This window comes from Bacillus sp. JKS001846 (genome assembly GCF_900176455.1).
GTDB lineage: Bacteria > Bacillota > Bacilli > Bacillales > Bacillaceae_G > Bacillus_A > Bacillus_A cereus.
The window spans coordinates 1174646-1192949 of the sequence record NZ_FWYG01000001.1; the positions used below are offsets into that span (position 1 = coordinate 1174646).

Below are 18304 nucleotides of genomic sequence, written 5' to 3' on the forward strand. Positions count from 1 at the left end.
AGTCTGTTTTATATATGAAAGAAAATAGCCGTTATTTTTCTTCTCTCTATTAGTCATGTTAATATAGAGAGAGGAAAGGAACGGTTTTTTTCTGTGAAAAAAATCATTTCAAATTTGTATGGGGAGGTTTCAATTTTGGAAAAAAAGGTCGTATTAGTAGATGGTAATAATATCGCGTATCGTGCATTCTTTGCACTACCGCTTTTAAATAACGACAAAGGTATACATACGAACGCAATTTACGGTTTTACAATGATGTTAATGAGAATATTAGAGGAAGAAAAGCCAACTCATATGTTAGTGGCGTTTGATGCAGGCAAAACAACGTTCCGTCATAAAACGTATAGTGAGTATAAAGGAGGGCGTCAAAAGACTCCACCTGAATTATCAGAGCAGTTCCCGTTTATTCGTGAGATGCTGGATGCGTTCAATGTACCGCGTTATGAATTAGAAAATTATGAAGCGGATGACATCATGGGAACGTTAGCGAAAGAAGCGAGTGAGCAAGGGGCAAGTGTAAAAGTTATTTCAGGAGATAAAGATTTACTTCAACTTGTTTCTGATAACACGCTTGTATGTATTCCGCGAAAAGGGATTACAGAAGTGGATGAATATACGAAAGAAGCTTTATTTGAAAAATACAGCTTATCACCAAAGCAAATTATCGATATGAAAGGTTTAATGGGAGACCAGTCAGATAATATACCGGGTGTACCAGGAGTTGGTGAAAAAACGGCAATTAAATTGTTAACACAGTTTGGAACGGTTGAAGCGGTGTATGAAAATATAGATCAAGTAAGTGGGAAGAAATTAAAAGAAAAACTGGAAGAAAATAAAGAACAAGCTCTTATGAGTAAGGATCTTGCAACTATTATTACAGATGCGCCGATTACAGTTCGTGTGGATGATATGGCGTATAAAGGATATGAAGCAAGTGATGTCATTCCAATGTTCGAGAGTTTAGGATTTACATCCCTTTTAAATAAATTAGGCGTTACGCCAGAAGAAACTGCTCCAGCTGAATTAGATGATATTACATTTGATATTGTGGAAGAAGTTACAGAAGAAATGCTTCAGCAAGATAGTGCGCTTATCGTTGAAGTACAAGAAGATAACTATCATAAAGCAGACATTCAAGGTTTCGGTATTCAAAATGAAAATGGATGTTACTTTATTCAGACAGACATTGCTCTTAAGTCAGATGCTTTTAAAGAGTGGCTTGCAGATGGAGAAATGAGAAAGCATACATTTGATGCGAAGCGTGCAATCGTTGCACTGAAATGGAATGGGATAGATATGCAAGGGATTGACTTTGATCTATTAATCGCTGCTTATTTACTTGATCCAGCTGATACGGATAAAGACTTCCGTACTGTAGCGAAAATGAAAGAAACGCATGCTGTGAAATCTGATGAAGAAGTTTACGGAAAAGGTGCGAAGCGTGCTGTTCCAAAGTTAGAGGTAGTAGCGGAGCATGTGGCTCGTAAAGTGCATGTATTATATGATGTAAAGCAAACATTCGTTGAAGAGTTAAAGAAGAATGAGCAATATGAACTGTTTACAGAGTTAGAATTGCCGCTTGCACGTGTATTAGCTGATATGGAAGTAAAGGGTGTAAAAGTTGATACAGAGCGTCTTCGTAATATGGGAGAAGAACTTGCGGGTAGATTAAAGGAAATGGAACAGGAAATTTATAAGCTTGCGGGAACAGAATTTAATATTAATTCACCGAAGCAGCTTGGTGTTATTCTGTTTGAGAACTTAAACTTGCCGGTTATTAAAAAGACGAAAACAGGTTATTCTACGTCAGCTGATGTACTAGATAAGCTTATGAATCACCATGAAATTATTCCAAATATTTTACATTATCGTCAATTAGGGAAACTAAATTCAACTTACATTGAAGGTTTACTGAAAGTTGTACATGAAGATTCATCTAAAATTCATACTCGCTTTAATCAAGTGTTAACGCAAACAGGTCGATTAAGTTCAACGGATCCGAACTTGCAAAATATCCCAATTCGATTAGAAGAAGGAAGAAAGATTCGTCAGGCATTTGTTCCGTCAGAAGAAGGATGGATTATGTATGCGGCTGATTACTCACAAATCGAACTGCGTGTATTAGCTCATATTGCAAATGATAAAGGGCTAGTTGAAGCATTCCAACATGATATGGATATTCATACGAAAACAGCTATGGATGTATTTGGCGTTAAAAAAGATGAAGTAACTTCAAATATGAGACGACAAGCGAAAGCTGTTAACTTCGGAATTGTATATGGTATTAGTGATTATGGTCTTTCACAAAACTTAGGAATTACAAGAAAAGCAGCAGCGGAATTTATTGAAAAGTATTTAGAAAGTTTCCCTGGTGTACAAGAATACATGGAGGACATCGTAAAAGATGCGAAACAAAAAGGATATGTGGCTACATTATTAAATCGTCGCCGTTATATTCCAGAAATTACGAGTCGTAATTTCAATTTACGTAGCTTCGCTGAGCGTACAGCGATGAATACACCAATTCAAGGTACTGCCGCAGATATTATTAAAAAAGCGATGATTATTATGGCGGATCGTTTAGAAGAAGAAGGATTACAAGCACGTCTTCTTCTGCAAGTACACGATGAATTGATATTTGAAGCGCCAAAAGAAGAAATTGAAAAATTAGAGAAGCTTGTACCTGAAGTAATGGAGCATGCAATTGAACTTGCAGTTCCGCTGAAAGTTGATTATTCTTACGGTCCAACTTGGTACGACGCAAAATAAGGAAGTGATGAAATGCCTGAATTACCAGAGGTTGAAAACGTCAGACGGACACTTGAAAATCTTGTAACAGGAAAAACGATTGAAGATGTTATTGTTACTTATCCAAAAATAGTGAAACGACCGGATGATGCAGAAATCTTTAAAGAAATGCTAAAAGGCGAGAAGATTGAAAATATAAAGCGAAGAGGAAAGTTTTTGCTTTTATATGTAACGAATTATGTTATTGTTTCACATTTGCGTATGGAAGGTAAGTTTTTACTACATCAAGAGGATGAGCCGATTGATAAACATACGCACGTCCGTTTCTTATTTACAGATGGAACGGAATTACATTATAAAGATGTGAGAAAGTTTGGTACGATGCATCTCTTTAAGAAAGGTGAAGAAATGAACCAAATGCCTCTTGCGGACTTAGGTCCGGAGCCATTTGATGCTGAAATGACACCGCAGTATTTACAAGAAAGATTACAAAAGACAAATCGTAAAATAAAAGTTGTGCTACTGGATCAGCGTCTTTTAGTAGGGCTTGGAAATATATATGTAGATGAAGTTTTATTCCGTTCTCAAATTCATCCGGAACGAGAAGCTTCGTCTTTAACAGTAGAAGAAATTGAGCGAATTTATGAGGCTACCGTTACAACGCTAGGCGAAGCAGTAAAGCGTGGCGGAAGTACAATTCGGACGTATATCAACTCACAAGGGCAAATTGGTTCGTTCCAAGAACTCCTAAATGTATATGGGAAAAAAGGAGAGCCGTGCGTAACTTGTGGCACGATATTAGAAAAAACAGTTGTTGGCGGGCGAGGAACGCATTACTGCCCAATTTGTCAGCCTAGAATATAGAAAAGAGATAACATCGGATAGGCATTTGTCATATACATACAGCAGAGCTATGTATAAGGGAGGAGCTTACCGATGTACCTTTATTTATCTCTTATTTTATTAGCTTTTACATTAAGCTTGGATAGCTGTAGTGTAGGGCTAACATATGGTTTAAGAAGCGTAAGAATTCCACTAAGATCAATTATAATTATCGGAATGTGTTCAGCGGCTGTTATGCTTGTTTCAATGGGAATTGGACATATGATCGCGAAAGTATTTTCACCTGTTATCGCAACGCGTATCGGTGGGCTTGTTCTTATTGGAATAGGGATTTGGGTATTATATCAATTTTTTCGAAGTGAGAAAAAAGAAGAACCGAAGCAAGAGGAGAAGGTCTGGAAATTAGAGATTGCCTCGCTAGGGCTAGTGATTCAAATTTTACGGAAACCGACTGTAGCAGATTTTGATAAATCAGGAACCATTTCTGCAGGAGAAGCATTGCTTCTTGGTATCGCTCTTTCTGTAGACTCATTTGGTGCCGGAATTGGTGCATCTTTATTAGGGTATGTACCCGCTATGATGGCGATATTAGTTGCAATTATGAGTTCTTTGTTTTTATTTATTGGAATGAAACTTGGAACGGTTTTATCGAATATGAAGTGGTTACAAAAATTTACATTCCTGCCTGGAGTATTACTCATTATTATTGGAATTTGGAAAATGTAAGTATGGGCGTGGAACATTAGTTTCGCGCCTTTTATTATGAGGAGGATTATGATGACAGTAGTAATTGGATTAACAGGAGGCATTGCAAGTGGAAAAAGTACAGTGTCTCAAATGTTTCGTGAACTGAGCATACCAGTTATTGATGCAGATATTATTGCACGAGAAGTTGTAGAGCGAGGAAAACCAGCATATAACAAAATAGTAGAAGTATTTGGAACGGAAGTGTTACAAGAAGATGGAGAACTAGATCGTCCAAAACTAGGAAGTGTCGTTTTCTATAATGAAGAAAAACGATTGGAGTTAAATAAAATTGTTCATCCTGCAGTGCGTGAGGAAATGAATAGGCAAAAGGAAATGTACATAAAAGAAGGTATGCAAGCGGTTGTGTTAGATATTCCTCTCTTATTTGAAAGCAAATTAACAAGTCTCGTTGACCGAATTTTAGTTGTAGCGGTTAAGCCGCATACGCAATTAGAACGTTTAATGAAACGAAATAACTTTTCAGAAGAAGAAGCAACAGCTCGTATTCAATCTCAAATGCCGTTAGAAGAAAAAGTGAAAAATGCAGATGAAGTGATAAATAATGATGGCACAATTATGGGAACGAAAACACAATTGCAGGTAATTTTAAAGAAGTGGAACATTATTGACTAAAAAATTGTGAAATTAATGAAAATGCTTAGTGACATATCCCCTTTTTGTGTTATACTATTATTGGGATTGGAGATAAATAGTATAACGCATTCAAGGGGGATAACATATTATGACTCGTGTGGCAATTAATGGATTTGGACGTATTGGGAGAATGGTATTTCGTCAAGCAATAAAAGAAAGCGCATTCGAAATTGTAGCAATCAATGCAAGCTATCCATCTGAAACGTTAGCACACTTAATTAAATATGATACAGTTCATGGCAAGTTTGACGGAACAGTAGAAGCATTTGAAGATCACTTATTAGTTGATGGGAAAATGATTCGCCTTTTAAACAACCGCGATCCAAAGGAATTGCCTTGGACAGATTTAGGTGTTGAAGTTGTAATTGAAGCAACTGGTAAATTTAATTCAAAAGAAAAAGCAATTCTTCACGTTGAAGCTGGAGCGAAAAAAGTAATTTTAACAGCGCCTGGTAAAAATGAAGATGTAACAATTGTAGTTGGTGTGAACGAAGACCAATTAGATATTACAAAACATACTGTTATTTCAAATGCATCTTGTACAACAAACTGTTTAGCGCCTGTTGTGAAGGTGTTAGATGAGCAGTTTGGAATTGAAAACGGTTTAATGACGACAGTTCACGCTTATACAAATGACCAAAAAAATATTGATAACCCACATAAAGATTTAAGAAGAGCACGTGCTTGCGGACAATCAATCATTCCGACAACGACAGGTGCTGCGAAAGCGCTAGCAAAAGTTCTTCCACATTTAAACGGAAAACTTCATGGTATGGCACTTCGTGTACCAACACCAAACGTGTCTCTTGTTGATTTAGTAGTAGATGTAAAACGCGATGTGACAGTTGAAGCCATTAACGATGCATTCAAAACTGTTGCAAACGGTGCGTTAAAAGGTATTGTAGAATTCAGCGAAGAGCCTTTAGTATCTATCGACTTTAATACAAATACACACTCAGCTATTATTGATGGTTTATCTACAATGGTAATGGGTGATCGTAAAGTGAAAGTACTTGCTTGGTATGATAACGAGTGGGGCTACTCTCGTCGTGTTGTAGATCTTGTAACGTTAGTTGTTGAAGAGTTAGCGAAACAAGAAAATGTGCAACACATTTAAGTGAATAAGGGAGGAGAGGGCAAGGCAACATTTGCCCTCTTTTTTTAATTTTTTCTGAAAAGGAAAAAAATTATATAAGTATATTTAAAAAAGTGGACATACCACGAAGCGTTGTGATTACTGCATTTGTGAATCGTTTATTTTTTTTAGGGAAAAGTAAAGAGGAAAATATGACAGAAAATCGAAAAAACTGTTGTTGCAAAATGAAAATAAACAAAGTATACTAACACTCGTAAACTTAAGAGCTGAGGTACGTAGTCACTACTTAAAGGGTTAGGACCTCTCTGGACTAACTTTCCCCCGTGGTAGTGGAGCAAGCCAAATTGCAAATTAGTTTTCAATTCGAACAGTTAGAATAAATTTACAAGGGGGAACTGTAGAATGGATACTATGGATACGATGGGTCGTCACGTGATTGCTGAACTTTGGGATTGCGATTTCGACAAACTGAATGACATGCCGTATATTGAACAATTATTTGTGGATGCAGCACTAAAAGCTGGTGCTGAAGTGCGTGAGGTTGCTTTCCATAAATTTGCACCACAAGGTGTAAGTGGAGTAGTAATTATCTCGGAATCACATTTAACAATTCATAGCTTTCCGGAGCACGGTTACGCAAGTATTGATGTTTATACTTGTGGGGATCGTATTGATCCAAATGTTGCTGCAGAATATATTGCAGAAGGTTTAAACGCGAAAACGCGTGAGAGCATCGAGCTTCCTCGAGGAACTGGTAGCTTCGAAATTAAGCAGAGAGAAACAAAAGCTCTTTAAAAAAGAACATAATTGATTTAAAATGTAAAGAGGTGTATAATGCACCTCTTTTTTAGTTTATAAAAAAGGAAAAATATAACGTACTCGTTAGTTGAATAAATTGGATTCTTGCAAATGAGGTAGTGCTCTATATACCATCTTATTTTTAAGGATGAGATGATAAAGTGATGCGCTGAAACTTAAAGTGGTAAGAGAGTTAGAATGAGTTATATAATATTGTATATATATTTTAGGTGAAGTGAGTAGAGAAAAATAAAGAGTATAGTGTAAAGGAGTGAATGTATTGCGTTGTCCATCCTGTTCTCATAATGGTACAAGAGTGTTAGATTCGCGTCCGGTAGACGAGGGGCGCTCTATTCGAAGAAGGAGAGAGTGTGAAAGCTGCTTAAGTCGCTTTACGACCTTTGAAAGGGTAGAAGAGTCACCTCTTATCGTTGTAAAAAAAGAAGGCACACGAGAAGAGTTTAATAAAGAAAAGATTTTACGTGGTTTAATTAAAGCGTGTGAAAAAAGACCAGTATCTTTAAGACAATTAGAAGAAGTAACACAAAGCGTGGAACGTGAACTGCGTAATTTAGGTATATCAGAAGTGAAAAGTGATATGATTGGTGAAATTGTCATGGAAGAACTTCGCGATATTGATGATGTTGCTTACGTACGTTTTGCTTCTGTATATCGTCAATTTAAAGATTTAAATGTATTTATTGAAGAATTAAAAGATATACTGCAAAAAGAAAGAGAGTAGAAGTTGTATTTTATTCTCTTTACATACCGTAAGTAATAGGATAAGAGAGCTAGAAGCGCAAGCTAATAGCTCTTTTTCACTAAGAATTTATATAATGAAGATAGAACGAATGAAGTAGAGGATAGATTGGATGAGAGAAAGGAAAAGCAAGAATGGAAAAACAGTCATGGATGGAGCTATTGCCGATTGATCGTTATAAAGTAAGTGCGAAAGGGCTACTGCACAATTACGACCGAAAAGTGTTAACGATGTTGTATCAGCCGTTAATAGGTAGTAGAGCTTTTAGCTTATACATGACACTATGGGGAGAGCTAGAGCAAGATCGTGTATTTGGAAAAGAGAATACGCATCATTCCCTTATGGTGACTATGCAAATGCAACTTCCTGAAATATATGAGGAACGAGTAAAGTTAGAGGCAATTGGGCTATTGAGGGTATATATTAAGAAAGAAAAAGATATTCGAATGTTCATATATGAGTTGCAACCACCTTTATCTCCGAAGCAGTTTTTTGATGATATTGTTTTAAGTATCTTTTTATACAATCGATTGAGCCGGACAAAATATAATCAAGTAAAGCAATATTTCTTAGAAGAAGAATTTGATTTTGCTTCTTATGAAAATGTTACGCGTTCTTTCAATGATGTGTTTGGTTCGTTTAATCCAGGACAGCTTGAGCATGCGCAAGAAGACCTTCGTATTCCAAAAACGACAACTATGCCAAGTAACGAGAAGGGAGACGCTCCGAAAGTTTGGAATGATTTCTTTGATTTCTCTTTATTTGTAGATGGATTGTCCGCTCTTGTTCCTAAAAAGGCGATTACAGATCAAGTGAGAGACTGCGTTATAACACTTGCTTACGTGTATGGTGTAGATGTGTTATCGATGCAAAATATCGTTCTTGGTGCAGTGACAGAGATGCAAACAATTGATACGGAAAGGCTTAGAAAAGGAGCGCGCGATTGGTATCAATTTGAAAATGGTCAAGCATTACCGGTATTAAGTGAAAGAGTACAGCCTCATGCTGCACGTACGATGAAAGAGAAAGAGCCTTCATCGCAAGAGGAGATGTTAATAAAGCAGCTAGAGGAAATCTCGCCAAAACAACTATTGAAAGAGATTTCTGGTGGTGCAGAGGCAACGAAAGCGGACTTGCAGATCGTTGAAGATGTCATGATTAATCAAAAATTGACACCAGGAGTTGTGAATGTACTTATTTATTACGTTATGCTACGCTCAGATATGAAACTTGCGAAAACGTATGTCGAGAAGATTGCTGGGCATTGGGCACGTAAAAAGGTCGGTACAGTAGCGGACGCGATGGCGTTAGCGAAAGAAGAGAACCGTCAATATCAAGAGTGGGCTGAGACGAAGAAAAAAGGCCGTACGGCGAAGAAAACGGTGCGGAAAGAAATGGTGCCAGATTGGCTTAAGGAAGAAGAGCCGAAAGAACAAGAGAAAGAAACAGAGAAGAAAGATACAAGTGTAGAAAAAGATGCAAGTACGCTAGAAGATGAAAGAAAACGACTAGAAGAAGTGTTAAAAAAATATAAGCGTGATTAATAGAAGAGAATGAACGCTCTTTGAGGTGAGAAAATGGAGCATATTCAAAATTCATTTGCAAAATTAATGGAAAATGAAAACTTTAAAAATAGATATGAAGTACTAAAGGCAGAAGTAATGGCGCATCCGCGGGTGAAAGAATTTATAGACGAACATAAGGGTGAAGTAACGACTTCTATGATTGAGCGCAGTCTTGTGAAGTTATATGAATATATTGGACAAAGTGTAGGTTGCGTGGATTGTCCGGATTTAGGTTCATGTAAAAATATGCTACAAGGTTATGAGCCAAAGCTTGTTATTCAAGGGAAGATGATTGATATTCAATACGATCGCTGCGTTAGAAAAGTAGCGCATGACGAGAGAAAGAAATATGAAAAACTCGTTCAAAGTGTATATATGCCAACGGATATTTTGCAGGCAACTATGGAAAACTTAGACCCTTCTGATTTAAATGCACGTATCGATGCAATTGGTGCAGCGAATGAATTTTTAAGTACATATGAACCAGGTAAAAAAGCACAAGGTTTATATTTGTACGGTAAATTTGGTGTAGGAAAAACGTACCTTTTAGGAGCAATAGCGAACGAGCTTGCTCGAAAGAAAATAAGTTCGATGCTCGTATACTTCCCGGAATTTTTACGTGAAATTAAAAGTTCAATTCAAGATAATTCGATTGGTGAAAAGATTGATGCGGTTAAACGCGTACAAGTTTTAATGTTAGACGATATCGGGGCAGAAGCGATGTCAAGCTTTGTGCGTGACGATGTGCTTGGTGCAATCTTGCAATTCCGTATGTTAGAAAACTTACCGACGTTCTTTACGTCTAATTTTGATTTTAAACAACTGGAACACCATTTAACGTATACGCAGCGTGGTGAGGCTGAAGAAATGAAAGCAGCACGTATTATGGAAAGAATTAAATATTTAGCGAAACCAGTTCCAATTGGTGGGAAAAACCGTCGTCATAAGTAAAAGAGTAAGCTTCTCAGCTTGCTCTTTTTTTGTATTATAGTGATATTTTCTTTTCGAATATGAGATCGAAATATTCAGGTTGTCCAGAACTGCCAAACGTAGGGGCAACAATCTGTACGAACCTCCAGCCATCTCTAGCATGTTCTTGAATAATTTCTTGGTAGTCTTCAGCTGGTTTTGAGCGAGTGAACCCCCAATGTAATTCGACTTTTACGAATTTATATTCAAACATTCAGATACCCCCTTTTATTGATAAGTAAAGTATACAATAAAAATTCATAGTAGCTTGTATCATTTTTTTCTCCCTCCCTTAATATATATAAAATTAGCAAGCCATATTGAGTGGATTTTCTAACGATAGGAAATGTGATTCTACTAAGAGTGAAATTCACGCGGGACGGACTCTTATAGGATTTGTAACGTATAGATACAGTCCTTTAGAGCGGGGATAAAAGGGGGGACAAAAGTGATTGAAATTTGCTTCGAAGAAAAAAATGATGCTATGCACGTATATAGACAATTGCTGAAAAGAGCGGAAGTGTTATATAAGGAAACGAGTGTGTATTTACAGGAACAAAAAGTGGTGATTCACATACCAGTACGTGAATCGAATTATATTGAAAAAATCTTATTGCCAGTAATGGTGTATTTCATTGTGAATGTGAAACAAAATGAGTGGATTTATACGATTTTAAAAGAAAAGTTTTTTTATGAAGAACAAGAAGAGTGTCATCAAATATTGCACATGGCACATGAGATTTTAAAGGGAAGAAGAAAAGGTGTAGCTCAGGATTTAACGCGTAACGCATTTGAGTCATATATTAAGTCTTCTTTAAATAATTGGCTTTGTGATCCGCTCTCATTCTCGTTTTCATCATATATCCGTTTTCGTCTTCGTACATATAGGGAAATGGTGACTAAACTTGCGGAAGTGGCAATTGATGAATATAAGATGGAGCAAGAATACCAAATGTTCATTGAGACGCTTCGGCAACAAGTAAGTAGCCGTAAATCACGTTTGTCTTGCGTGCATCTTATTTTTGATGAAAGCTTTATCTTTTATGATGATAAAGGTAGACGTTTAAAACAGGAGAAGTTGGTCCAATATATAGATGAGGAATTATTAAAGCAAAATGATGTATATATTGATACGAAAGTAATTGCGCCGCTTCTTTCTATTTCGCCTAAAAAGATTTATTTATATACGAAAGAACAAGACCATAATATGATTATTACTTTGCGAAATGTGTTCCAAGAACGGGTCCAATTACATGGATTACATGATTTTGAGCGCAATGTGAAAAATTTAAAAAATAAAGGTAACGCCCTTGATTTTCTAAGTTTTTGAGCATATAATTACCTACATAAATGAAATATATTGAAATGTCATGATGAGGACATGAGTAGTTTTCTACGATTTTCAGAGAGGGAAGCCTTAGGGTGTGAGCTTCCTAGTACGGGATTATTACTTACCACCTCTAAACTTTAGCAGTGAACGGTTTTTCTAGTAATTGCTAACGGACAACACCGTTATGTTGAACTTGAGCAATTAACAATTATGTTAATTGGAACAAGGGTGGAACCACGAATTCAACACTCGTCCCTTTTTACGGGATGAGTGTTTTTTATTTTGAGAAAAAGAGGAGTGACCAGTGATGGCAGATGTAGTTAAAATTACTTTCCCTGATGGAGCTGTGAAGGAGTTTCCAAAAGGCGTAACAACTGAAGAAATCGCAGCTTCTATTAGCCCAGGCTTAAAGAAAAAAGCTGTAGCTGGAAAATTAAACGATGAGATGATCGATCTTGTTACACCAATCGAAGAAGATGGTGCAGTTTCTATCATTACATTAGATTCTGAAGATGGCCTATATATTTTACGCCATTCAACAGCCCACCTTTTAGCACAAGCGTTAAAACGTTTATATAAAGATGTTAAGGTTGAGCTTGGCATTGGTCCAGTAATTGAAAATGGCTTCTACTACGATATTGATATGGAAGAAGCAATTACAGTTGAAGACTTCAAGAAAATCGAAAAAGAAATGCAAAAAATCGTGAACGAGAACTTAGAAATCGTTCGTCATGAAGTACCACGTGCAGAAGCAATTCGTCGCTTTGAAGAAATCGGCGATGAGTTAAAATTAGATTTAATTAACGATCTTCCAGAAGATGCAGTTATTTCAATCTATGAGCAAGGCGAATTTTTCGACCTTTGTCGTGGTGTTCACCTTCCATCTACAGGGAAAATTAAAGTGTTTAAATTATTAAGCGTTGCAGGTGCTTACTGGCGCGGCGATAGCAATAATAAAATGCTACAACGTATTTACGGTACTGCATTCGTTAAGAAAGCAGAATTAGATGAGCACTTACGTATGCTTGAAGAAGCGAAAGAGCGCGATCACCGTAAATTAGGTAAAGAATTAAAACTATTTACTAATAGCCAAAAAGTAGGACAAGGTTTACCACTTTGGTTACCAAAAGGTGCAACAATCCGCCGCATTATCGAGCGTTACATCGTTGATAAAGAAGCAAGCTTAGGCTATGATCACGTATATACTCCAGTACTAGGGAGCAGAGAGCTTTATGAAACTTCTGGTCACTGGAACCACTACCGTGATGGCATGTTCCCATCAATGGAAATGGATAACGAAGAATTAGTTCTTCGTCCAATGAACTGTCCTCATCATATGATGGTTTATAAAAATGATATTCACAGCTACCGTGAATTACCAATCCGTATTGCAGAACTTGGAACAATGCACCGTTATGAAATGTCAGGTGCGTTATCTGGATTACAACGTGTACGCGGAATGACTTTAAACGATGCGCACATTTTCGTTCGTCCAGATCAAATTAAAGAAGAGTTAAAACGTGTTGTAAACTTAACTCTAGAAGTGTACAAAGATTTCGGTTTAGAGAACTACTCATTCCGTCTATCTTACCGCGACCCAGCAGATACTAAAAAGTATTATGCGGATGATGAGATGTGGGAAAAAGCACAAGGTATGTTAAAAGAAGCTATGGATGAAATGGGTCTTGATTACTATGAAGCTGAAGGTGAAGCGGCATTCTACGGTCCAAAACTTGATGTTCAAGTTCGTACTGCTCTTGGAAAAGACGAAACACTTTCAACTGTACAATTAGACTTCTTACTTCCAGAACGCTTTGAATTATCATACGTTGGTGAAGACGGTAAACAACATCGTCCAGTTGTAATTCACCGTGGTGTTGTATCAACTATGGAACGTTTTGTAGCCTTCTTAATTGAAGAATACAAAGGTGCATTCCCAACATGGTTAGCTCCAGTTCAAGTACAAGTAATTCCAGTTTCTCCGCAAGTACATTTAGACTATGCGAAGAAAGTACAAGACGAATTGCGTCGTGCTGGTATCCGTGTTGAATTAGACACTCGTGAAGAGAAGATCGGTTACAAAATCCGTGAAGCACAAATGCAAAAAATTCCGTACATGCTTGTAGTAGGTGACAATGAAGTAACTGAAAACGGCGTAAACGTACGTAAATATGGTGAACAAAAATCAGAAACAATCGCATTAGATGCTTTTGTTGACATGATTAAAGTAGAAGGAAAACGATAAGAAAAAGCCGCGGTATACCGCGGCTTTTTTATGTAATATACTCGAGAGAAATTAGAAAAAATAACCATGTGACACTTATCATAAAAAAGTATTGCAAGTATGTTAGTTGTTTGTTACAATATTTCTTGTTGTTAGTAAAACACATCGCGTCTTCTTGACAGACGTCATGTCCTATGATAAACTCATCAAGGATAATAGAATATTGTTTTGTGGAACAAGTAGAAGCACCCGCTTCTCACCTGATGGACGCATTCGCAGTTAACAGGTAAATGTATTTCTTACTTAAGATTTTACAAGTGTGGGTGTCGTATGCCCGCACTTTTTTTGTTCGGGTTCTATGACTACAAAATATGTTCTGAGAAAACCTTGGAGGTGGCTTACTATTAGCAAGGATATGATGATTAACGAGCAAATTCGTGCACGTGAAGTACGTTTAGTTGGCGCAAATGGCGATCAACTTGGAATCAAGTCTCGTAATGACGCTTTAGACTTAGCTGCAAATCTTAATCTTGATTTAGTATTAGTTGCTCCAAATGCGAAACCGCCAGTATGCCGCATTATGGACTACGGTAAATTCCGCTTTGAGCAACAGAAGAAAGAAAAAGAGCAGCGCAAAAATCAAAAAGTAATTAGCATGAAAGAAGTTCGTTTAAGTCCAACAATTGATGAACACGACTTTAACACAAAACTTCGTAATGCTATCAAGTTTTTAGAGAAAGGCGACAAGGTTAAAGCGTCAATTCGCTTTAAAGGACGTGCCATTACTCATAAAGAAATCGGTCAACGTGTTTTAGATCGCTTCTCAGAAGCTTGTGCTGAAGTTAGTACAGTTGAATCTAAGCCTAAAATGGAAGGACGCAGTATGTTCTTAGTTTTAGCACCGAAAAACGATAAGTAATAGATAGAGGAGGAAATACCTATGCCTAAACAAAAAACTCATCGCGGCGCTGCAAAGCGTTTCAAAAAGACTGGATCAGGTAAACTGAAACGTTCTCACGCTTACACAAGCCATTTATTCGCTAACAAATCTACAAAAGCTAAACGTAAACTACGTAAAGCTGGTGTAGTAAGCGCTGGTGACTTCAAACGCATTCGTCAAATGCTTGACAACTTAAAATAAGTTCGGCTGATATATAGAACAATTAGGAGGTAATATTATGCCAAGAGTAAAAGGTGGTACAGTTACTCGTCAACGTCGTAAAAAAGTAATTAAATTAGCAAAAGGTTACTACGGTTCAAAAAATACATTATTCAAGGTTGCTAACCAACAGGTTATGAAATCTCTAATGTATGCATTCCGTGACCGCCGTCAAAAGAAACGTGACTTCCGTAAATTATGGATTACACGTATCAACGCAGCAGCTCGTATGAATGGTCTTTCTTACAGCCGCTTAATGCACGGTCTTAAAAATGCTGGCATCGAAGTTAACCGCAAGATGCTTGCTGACTTAGCTGTTCATGACGAAAAAGCTTTCGCTGAATTAGCAACAGTTGCAAAAAACAACATTAACTAATTAATTAGTTGAAACCTTAGAAGAATTTTCTTCTAAGGTTTTTTATTTGTATTCAAATAGAAGTTAGAAGTGAAAGAAATTCTAAAGATTAACGACTATGTCGTTATCAATATGACAAAATCAATATAAAAGTTATAGCAGTATAGAAGAATATACATATGAAGTCAGGAGAATACTCCTGGCTTTTTTCAATTCTGCTCGTTTGGAAAGAAGAGTATCTTTCCTAGCCGAAACGACACTGCTATAATGGAAAGATGATATGGAACTTTCATCAGATGAACAATTTAAGAGCGATGACTGAAACGTATTTGTAAATTAAGGACAAGCTATTTTATAAAGAGTTAGATAGCTGACTTATTCATAAGAACTGAAACATAATAATGAACTTTGAGATGAAACAACATTGTTGCGTAAAATGCGATGTTGGAGGAGGACAATAGAATGGACTTACTACAACTATTTAAATTACAAAAAGAATTAGATGACCGTATTGCAAAAGAACATGACTTACAACCGAAAAAATTGTTAAAAGAAAAAATGTTAGCTCTTCTTGTAGAAATTGGAGAACTTGCAAATGAAACACGTTGTTTTAAATATTGGAGCAACAAACCAGCTTCGGAACGTGAAGTAATATTAGAAGAGTACGTAGATGGTTTGCATTTTATTTTATCAATCGGAATTGATTTAGGTATTGATAAAAACTTCCTATTCTATAAATGTGCACAAACGAATAAAACACAAGTGGAAATTTTCTTAGACACATATGCGAAAGTAATTCGTTTTACAGATCAACCATCTATTACAAACTATATTGAATTATTTACGAGCTATCTTCGACTTGGACAAGCACTTGAATTTGAGCAAGAAGAGATTGAAAAAGCATATTTAGATAAAAATGAAGTAAATCATCAGCGTCAAACACAAGGATACTAATTTAATTTTTGAATATTTCAATTTAATTATTGTATAATAAATTGACTGAAGAAAAAGGAGGGTGTTGGCAATGACAAAATTAGACGCGACATTGACAATGCTAAAAGAATTAACAGATGCACGTGGTATTGCCGGTAACGAGCGTGAACCACGTGAAGTAATGAAGAAATATATCGAGCCGTTTGCGGACGAACTTTCTACTGATAATTTAGGGAGTTTAGTTGCGAAAAAAGTAGGGGAAGAAAACGGTCCGAAAATTATGGTTGCAGGTCATTTAGATGAAGTTGGATTTATGATTACACAAATCGATGACAAAGGTTTCCTTCGCTTCCAAACGGTTGGTGGCTGGTGGTCACAAGTTATGCTTGCGCAGCGCGTGACGATTGTAACGCGTAAAGGAGATGTAACAGGTGTAATTGGTTCAAAACCACCGCACATTTTACCTCCAGAAGCTCGTAAAAAGCCAGTTGAAATTAAAGACATGTTCATCGATATCGGTGCTTCTAGCCAAGAAGAAGCAATGGAGTGGGGCGTACGACCAGGAGATCAAGTTGTACCTTACTTTGAATTCCAAGTGATGAAGAATGAAAAAATGTTACTTGCAAAAGCATGGGATAACCGAATCGGTTGTGCAATTGCAATTGACGTATTAAAACAATTAAAAGATGAAAAGCATCCAAACGTTGTATACGGCGTTGGAACTGTACAAGAAGAAGTTGGTCTTCGTGGCGCAAAAACATCTGCGAATTATATTAAACCAGATATCGCGTTCGCAGTAGATGTTGGTATCGCTGGAGATACACCGGGTGTAACGTCAAAAGAAGCGCAAAGTAAAATGGGCGATGGACCACAAATCATTTTATATGATGCTTCTGTTATTGGACATACAGGTTTACGTGATTTCGTAGTTGATGTTGCTGATGAATTACAAATCCCGTATCAATATGATTCAGTAGCGGGCGGAGGAACGGATGCGGGTGCGATTCACATTGCTGTAAATGGTATTCCTTCTATGGCAATTACAATTGCAACGCGCTATATCCATTCTCATGCGGCAATGTTACACCGTGATGATTATGAAAATGCAGTAAAGTTAATTGTAGAAGTTATTAAACGTCTTGATAAAGAGGCTGTACATAACATTACATTTAATTAATAGAAAAAGCGAAGGACATTCTCCTTCGCTTTTTTATGTTTTAAAAAGGCCGTTCTAATCCCGCTGCAGTATGAGCACCTAAAATAATTAAACGAGTTAATTGCATCGCCATAAAATGCGGGGTATATATCATCCCTCTTTTTAGCCATGACATAATCATCCCTAGATGGGCACCAGTAACATAACTAATGAGAATATCGCGTGGAACCATTAGTTTTTCATCGTTAGGTTGTGAAATAGAGAGGCTTAATGTTAAATGCGTTTGAATTGCTTTCATCATCTTATACGTATAGTTTCCGGCCGCTTTATCACCAAGCATGACGTTATAGAAGTTAGTGTTTTCTGCAATATGTTCGAACAAGGCCAAAAAACTTGGATGTGGCGAATCAAATGTTAGTTGGAAATCTTCTTTATTTCTATTTCTTGGTTTAATTACTTCAGTTAGCTTTTCTAACATTTCTTCAATGCTTTTGTCTAGTAAGTCATATTTATCGTGGTAATGGCTATAAAATGTAGCGCGGTTTACAGGAGCGCGTTCTGCAATATGTTGAACAGTTACATTTTCAAAACCTTTTTCGCCTACTAAAGCGACAAAAGCATCCTGTATGAGTTGTCTCGTCCGTTTTACACGTGGATCATTTGTATTTTTAATAGACATTTTTATTTCCCCTCGTTTAATTTTCTATACTTAAACAACATATTGGTATTATATTGTTGTTTAACCGACATTTCATACATAAATTGTCGGTTGTAGATTCAAAATAATTATTTATAATTATAAACGATAGTCCTTCAGAAATCAGCACCGCTCGCAGGTAGATAAATTTCGATTTACGCTGCAAATGGTGTGATTTTTTTGTTAAAAGGTTAATATAATTAACAATTAAACAATCTAAACAATAAGGACATAAATAGTTTAGAAAAAAATTATATGCGATATAAGGAG

The 18304-nt window shown here is 36.6% G+C and carries 18 protein-coding genes and 2 other annotated features; of the genes, 16 read left to right on the forward strand and 2 right to left on the reverse strand.

What is annotated here, in order from left to right; all coding sequences use genetic code 11:
- Positions 1–135: 135 nt before the first annotated feature.
- The 9 genes from polA to dnaI all read left to right on the forward strand — a co-directional run bounded on the left by polA (position 136) and on the right by dnaI (position 10162).
- Positions 136–2769: a DNA polymerase I gene (polA, locus tag B9A45_RS06445; RefSeq protein WP_000412807.1), complete on the forward strand. Its 2634-nt coding sequence runs from the start codon at positions 136–138 to the stop codon at positions 2767–2769.
- A 12-nt stretch (positions 2770–2781) separates the two neighbouring features.
- A complete protein-coding gene (gene mutM / locus B9A45_RS06450; RefSeq protein WP_001114478.1) occupies positions 2782–3612 on the forward strand; it encodes a DNA-formamidopyrimidine glycosylase in 831 nt (276 codons plus the stop codon).
- A 72-nt stretch (positions 3613–3684) separates the two neighbouring features.
- On the forward strand, positions 3685–4317 hold the full coding sequence (ytaF, locus tag B9A45_RS06455) for a sporulation membrane protein YtaF (RefSeq protein WP_000281745.1): 633 nt from the start codon (positions 3685–3687) through the stop codon (positions 4315–4317).
- Between the two features lie 51 nt (positions 4318–4368).
- The gene (gene coaE / locus B9A45_RS06460) at positions 4369–4971 is read left to right on the forward strand and encodes a dephospho-CoA kinase (protein ID WP_000219309.1); all 603 of its coding nucleotides are present in this window, start codon (positions 4369–4371) and stop codon (positions 4969–4971) included.
- A 109-nt stretch (positions 4972–5080) separates the two neighbouring features.
- The gene (locus B9A45_RS06465; protein WP_000198974.1) at positions 5081–6109 is read left to right on the forward strand and encodes a glyceraldehyde-3-phosphate dehydrogenase; all 1029 of its coding nucleotides are present in this window, start codon (positions 5081–5083) and stop codon (positions 6107–6109) included.
- 390 nt (positions 6110–6499) lie between these two features.
- On the forward strand, positions 6500–6883 hold the full coding sequence (gene speD, locus B9A45_RS06475) for an adenosylmethionine decarboxylase (RefSeq protein ID WP_098413228.1): 384 nt from the start codon (positions 6500–6502) through the stop codon (positions 6881–6883).
- 283 nt (positions 6884–7166) lie between these two features.
- Positions 7167–7628 (forward strand): transcriptional regulator NrdR, encoded by a 462-nt coding sequence (gene nrdR, locus B9A45_RS06480; RefSeq protein ID WP_001203687.1) that lies wholly within the window; start codon positions 7167–7169, stop codon positions 7626–7628.
- A 152-nt stretch (positions 7629–7780) separates the two neighbouring features.
- Positions 7781–9190, forward strand: coding sequence for a replication initiation and membrane attachment family protein (locus B9A45_RS06485; RefSeq protein WP_016110776.1), 1410 nt, complete (start codon positions 7781–7783; stop codon positions 9188–9190).
- A 33-nt stretch (positions 9191–9223) separates the two neighbouring features.
- On the forward strand, positions 9224–10162 hold the full coding sequence (gene dnaI / locus B9A45_RS06490; protein WP_000400105.1) for a primosomal protein DnaI: 939 nt from the start codon (positions 9224–9226) through the stop codon (positions 10160–10162).
- Positions 10163–10196: 34 nt separating this feature from the next.
- Here dnaI and B9A45_RS06495 read toward each other — a convergent pair whose 3' ends face one another.
- The gene (locus B9A45_RS06495; protein ID WP_000464456.1) at positions 10197–10394 is read right to left on the reverse strand and encodes a DUF4177 domain-containing protein; all 198 of its coding nucleotides are present in this window, start codon (positions 10392–10394) and stop codon (positions 10197–10199) included.
- Between the two features lie 234 nt (positions 10395–10628).
- Here B9A45_RS06495 and ytxC point away from each other — a divergent pair, with 234 nt between their 5' ends.
- The 7 genes from ytxC to B9A45_RS06530 all read left to right on the forward strand — a co-directional run bounded on the left by ytxC (position 10629) and on the right by B9A45_RS06530 (position 17358).
- Complete coding sequence (ytxC, locus tag B9A45_RS06500; RefSeq protein WP_000569630.1) at positions 10629–11510, forward strand: putative sporulation protein YtxC; 882 nt, start codon at positions 10629–10631, stop codon at positions 11508–11510.
- A 31-nt stretch (positions 11511–11541) separates the two neighbouring features.
- Positions 11542–11770, forward strand: a binding site (T-box leader).
- A gap of 47 nt (positions 11771–11817) precedes the next feature.
- Positions 11818–13755 (forward strand): threonine--tRNA ligase, encoded by a 1938-nt coding sequence (thrS, locus tag B9A45_RS06505; RefSeq protein WP_000786083.1) that lies wholly within the window; start codon positions 11818–11820, stop codon positions 13753–13755.
- Positions 13756–13965: 210 nt separating this feature from the next.
- Positions 13966–14086, forward strand: a sequence feature (ribosomal protein L20 leader region).
- Between the two features lie 63 nt (positions 14087–14149).
- Positions 14150–14653, forward strand: a complete 504-nt coding sequence (infC, locus tag B9A45_RS06510; protein ID WP_000973215.1) for a translation initiation factor IF-3 — start codon at positions 14150–14152, stop codon at positions 14651–14653.
- 21 nt (positions 14654–14674) lie between these two features.
- Positions 14675–14875: a 50S ribosomal protein L35 gene (rpmI, locus tag B9A45_RS06515; RefSeq protein WP_001125945.1), complete on the forward strand. Its 201-nt coding sequence runs from the start codon at positions 14675–14677 to the stop codon at positions 14873–14875.
- Positions 14876–14912: 37 nt separating this feature from the next.
- The gene (gene rplT / locus B9A45_RS06520; protein WP_001138362.1) at positions 14913–15269 is read left to right on the forward strand and encodes a 50S ribosomal protein L20; all 357 of its coding nucleotides are present in this window, start codon (positions 14913–14915) and stop codon (positions 15267–15269) included.
- 441 nt (positions 15270–15710) lie between these two features.
- The gene (locus B9A45_RS06525) at positions 15711–16202 is read left to right on the forward strand and encodes a dUTP diphosphatase (RefSeq protein WP_000365050.1); all 492 of its coding nucleotides are present in this window, start codon (positions 15711–15713) and stop codon (positions 16200–16202) included.
- A 70-nt stretch (positions 16203–16272) separates the two neighbouring features.
- Positions 16273–17358, forward strand: coding sequence for a M42 family metallopeptidase (locus tag B9A45_RS06530; protein ID WP_000163555.1), 1086 nt, complete (start codon positions 16273–16275; stop codon positions 17356–17358).
- A gap of 40 nt (positions 17359–17398) precedes the next feature.
- Here the strand turns inward: B9A45_RS06530 and B9A45_RS06535 are convergent, their stop codons facing one another.
- Positions 17399–18016 carry a TetR/AcrR family transcriptional regulator gene (locus B9A45_RS06535; protein WP_000023672.1) on the reverse strand — a complete coding sequence of 206 codons (618 nt, stop codon included), beginning with the start codon at positions 18014–18016 and terminating at the stop codon, positions 17399–17401.
- Between the last annotated feature and the right edge of the window lie 288 nt (positions 18017–18304).

Coding starts and splice junctions, on each gene's coding strand:
- mutM (WP_001114478.1), top strand. CDS start 2,782: ATGCCTGAATTACCAGAGGTTGAAAACGTCAGACGGACACTTGAAAAT.
- ytaF (WP_000281745.1), top strand. CDS start 3,685: ATGTACCTTTATTTATCTCTTATTTTATTAGCTTTTACATTAAGCTTG.
- coaE (WP_000219309.1), top strand. CDS start 4,369: ATGACAGTAGTAATTGGATTAACAGGAGGCATTGCAAGTGGAAAAAGT.
- B9A45_RS06465 (WP_000198974.1), top strand. CDS start 5,081: ATGACTCGTGTGGCAATTAATGGATTTGGACGTATTGGGAGAATGGTA.
- speD (WP_098413228.1), top strand. CDS start 6,500: ATGGATACGATGGGTCGTCACGTGATTGCTGAACTTTGGGATTGCGAT.
- B9A45_RS06485 (WP_016110776.1), top strand. CDS start 7,781: ATGGAAAAACAGTCATGGATGGAGCTATTGCCGATTGATCGTTATAAA.
- dnaI (WP_000400105.1), top strand. CDS start 9,224: ATGGAGCATATTCAAAATTCATTTGCAAAATTAATGGAAAATGAAAAC.
- B9A45_RS06495 (WP_000464456.1), bottom strand. CDS start 10,394: ATGTTTGAATATAAATTCGTAAAAGTCGAATTACATTGGGGGTTCACT.
- thrS (WP_000786083.1), top strand. CDS start 11,818: ATGGCAGATGTAGTTAAAATTACTTTCCCTGATGGAGCTGTGAAGGAG.
- infC (WP_000973215.1), top strand. CDS start 14,150: ATGATGATTAACGAGCAAATTCGTGCACGTGAAGTACGTTTAGTTGGC.
- rpmI (WP_001125945.1), top strand. CDS start 14,675: ATGCCTAAACAAAAAACTCATCGCGGCGCTGCAAAGCGTTTCAAAAAG.
- rplT (WP_001138362.1), top strand. CDS start 14,913: ATGCCAAGAGTAAAAGGTGGTACAGTTACTCGTCAACGTCGTAAAAAA.
- B9A45_RS06525 (WP_000365050.1), top strand. CDS start 15,711: ATGGACTTACTACAACTATTTAAATTACAAAAAGAATTAGATGACCGT.
- B9A45_RS06530 (WP_000163555.1), top strand. CDS start 16,273: ATGACAAAATTAGACGCGACATTGACAATGCTAAAAGAATTAACAGAT.
- B9A45_RS06535 (WP_000023672.1), bottom strand. CDS start 18,016: ATGTCTATTAAAAATACAAATGATCCACGTGTAAAACGGACGAGACAA.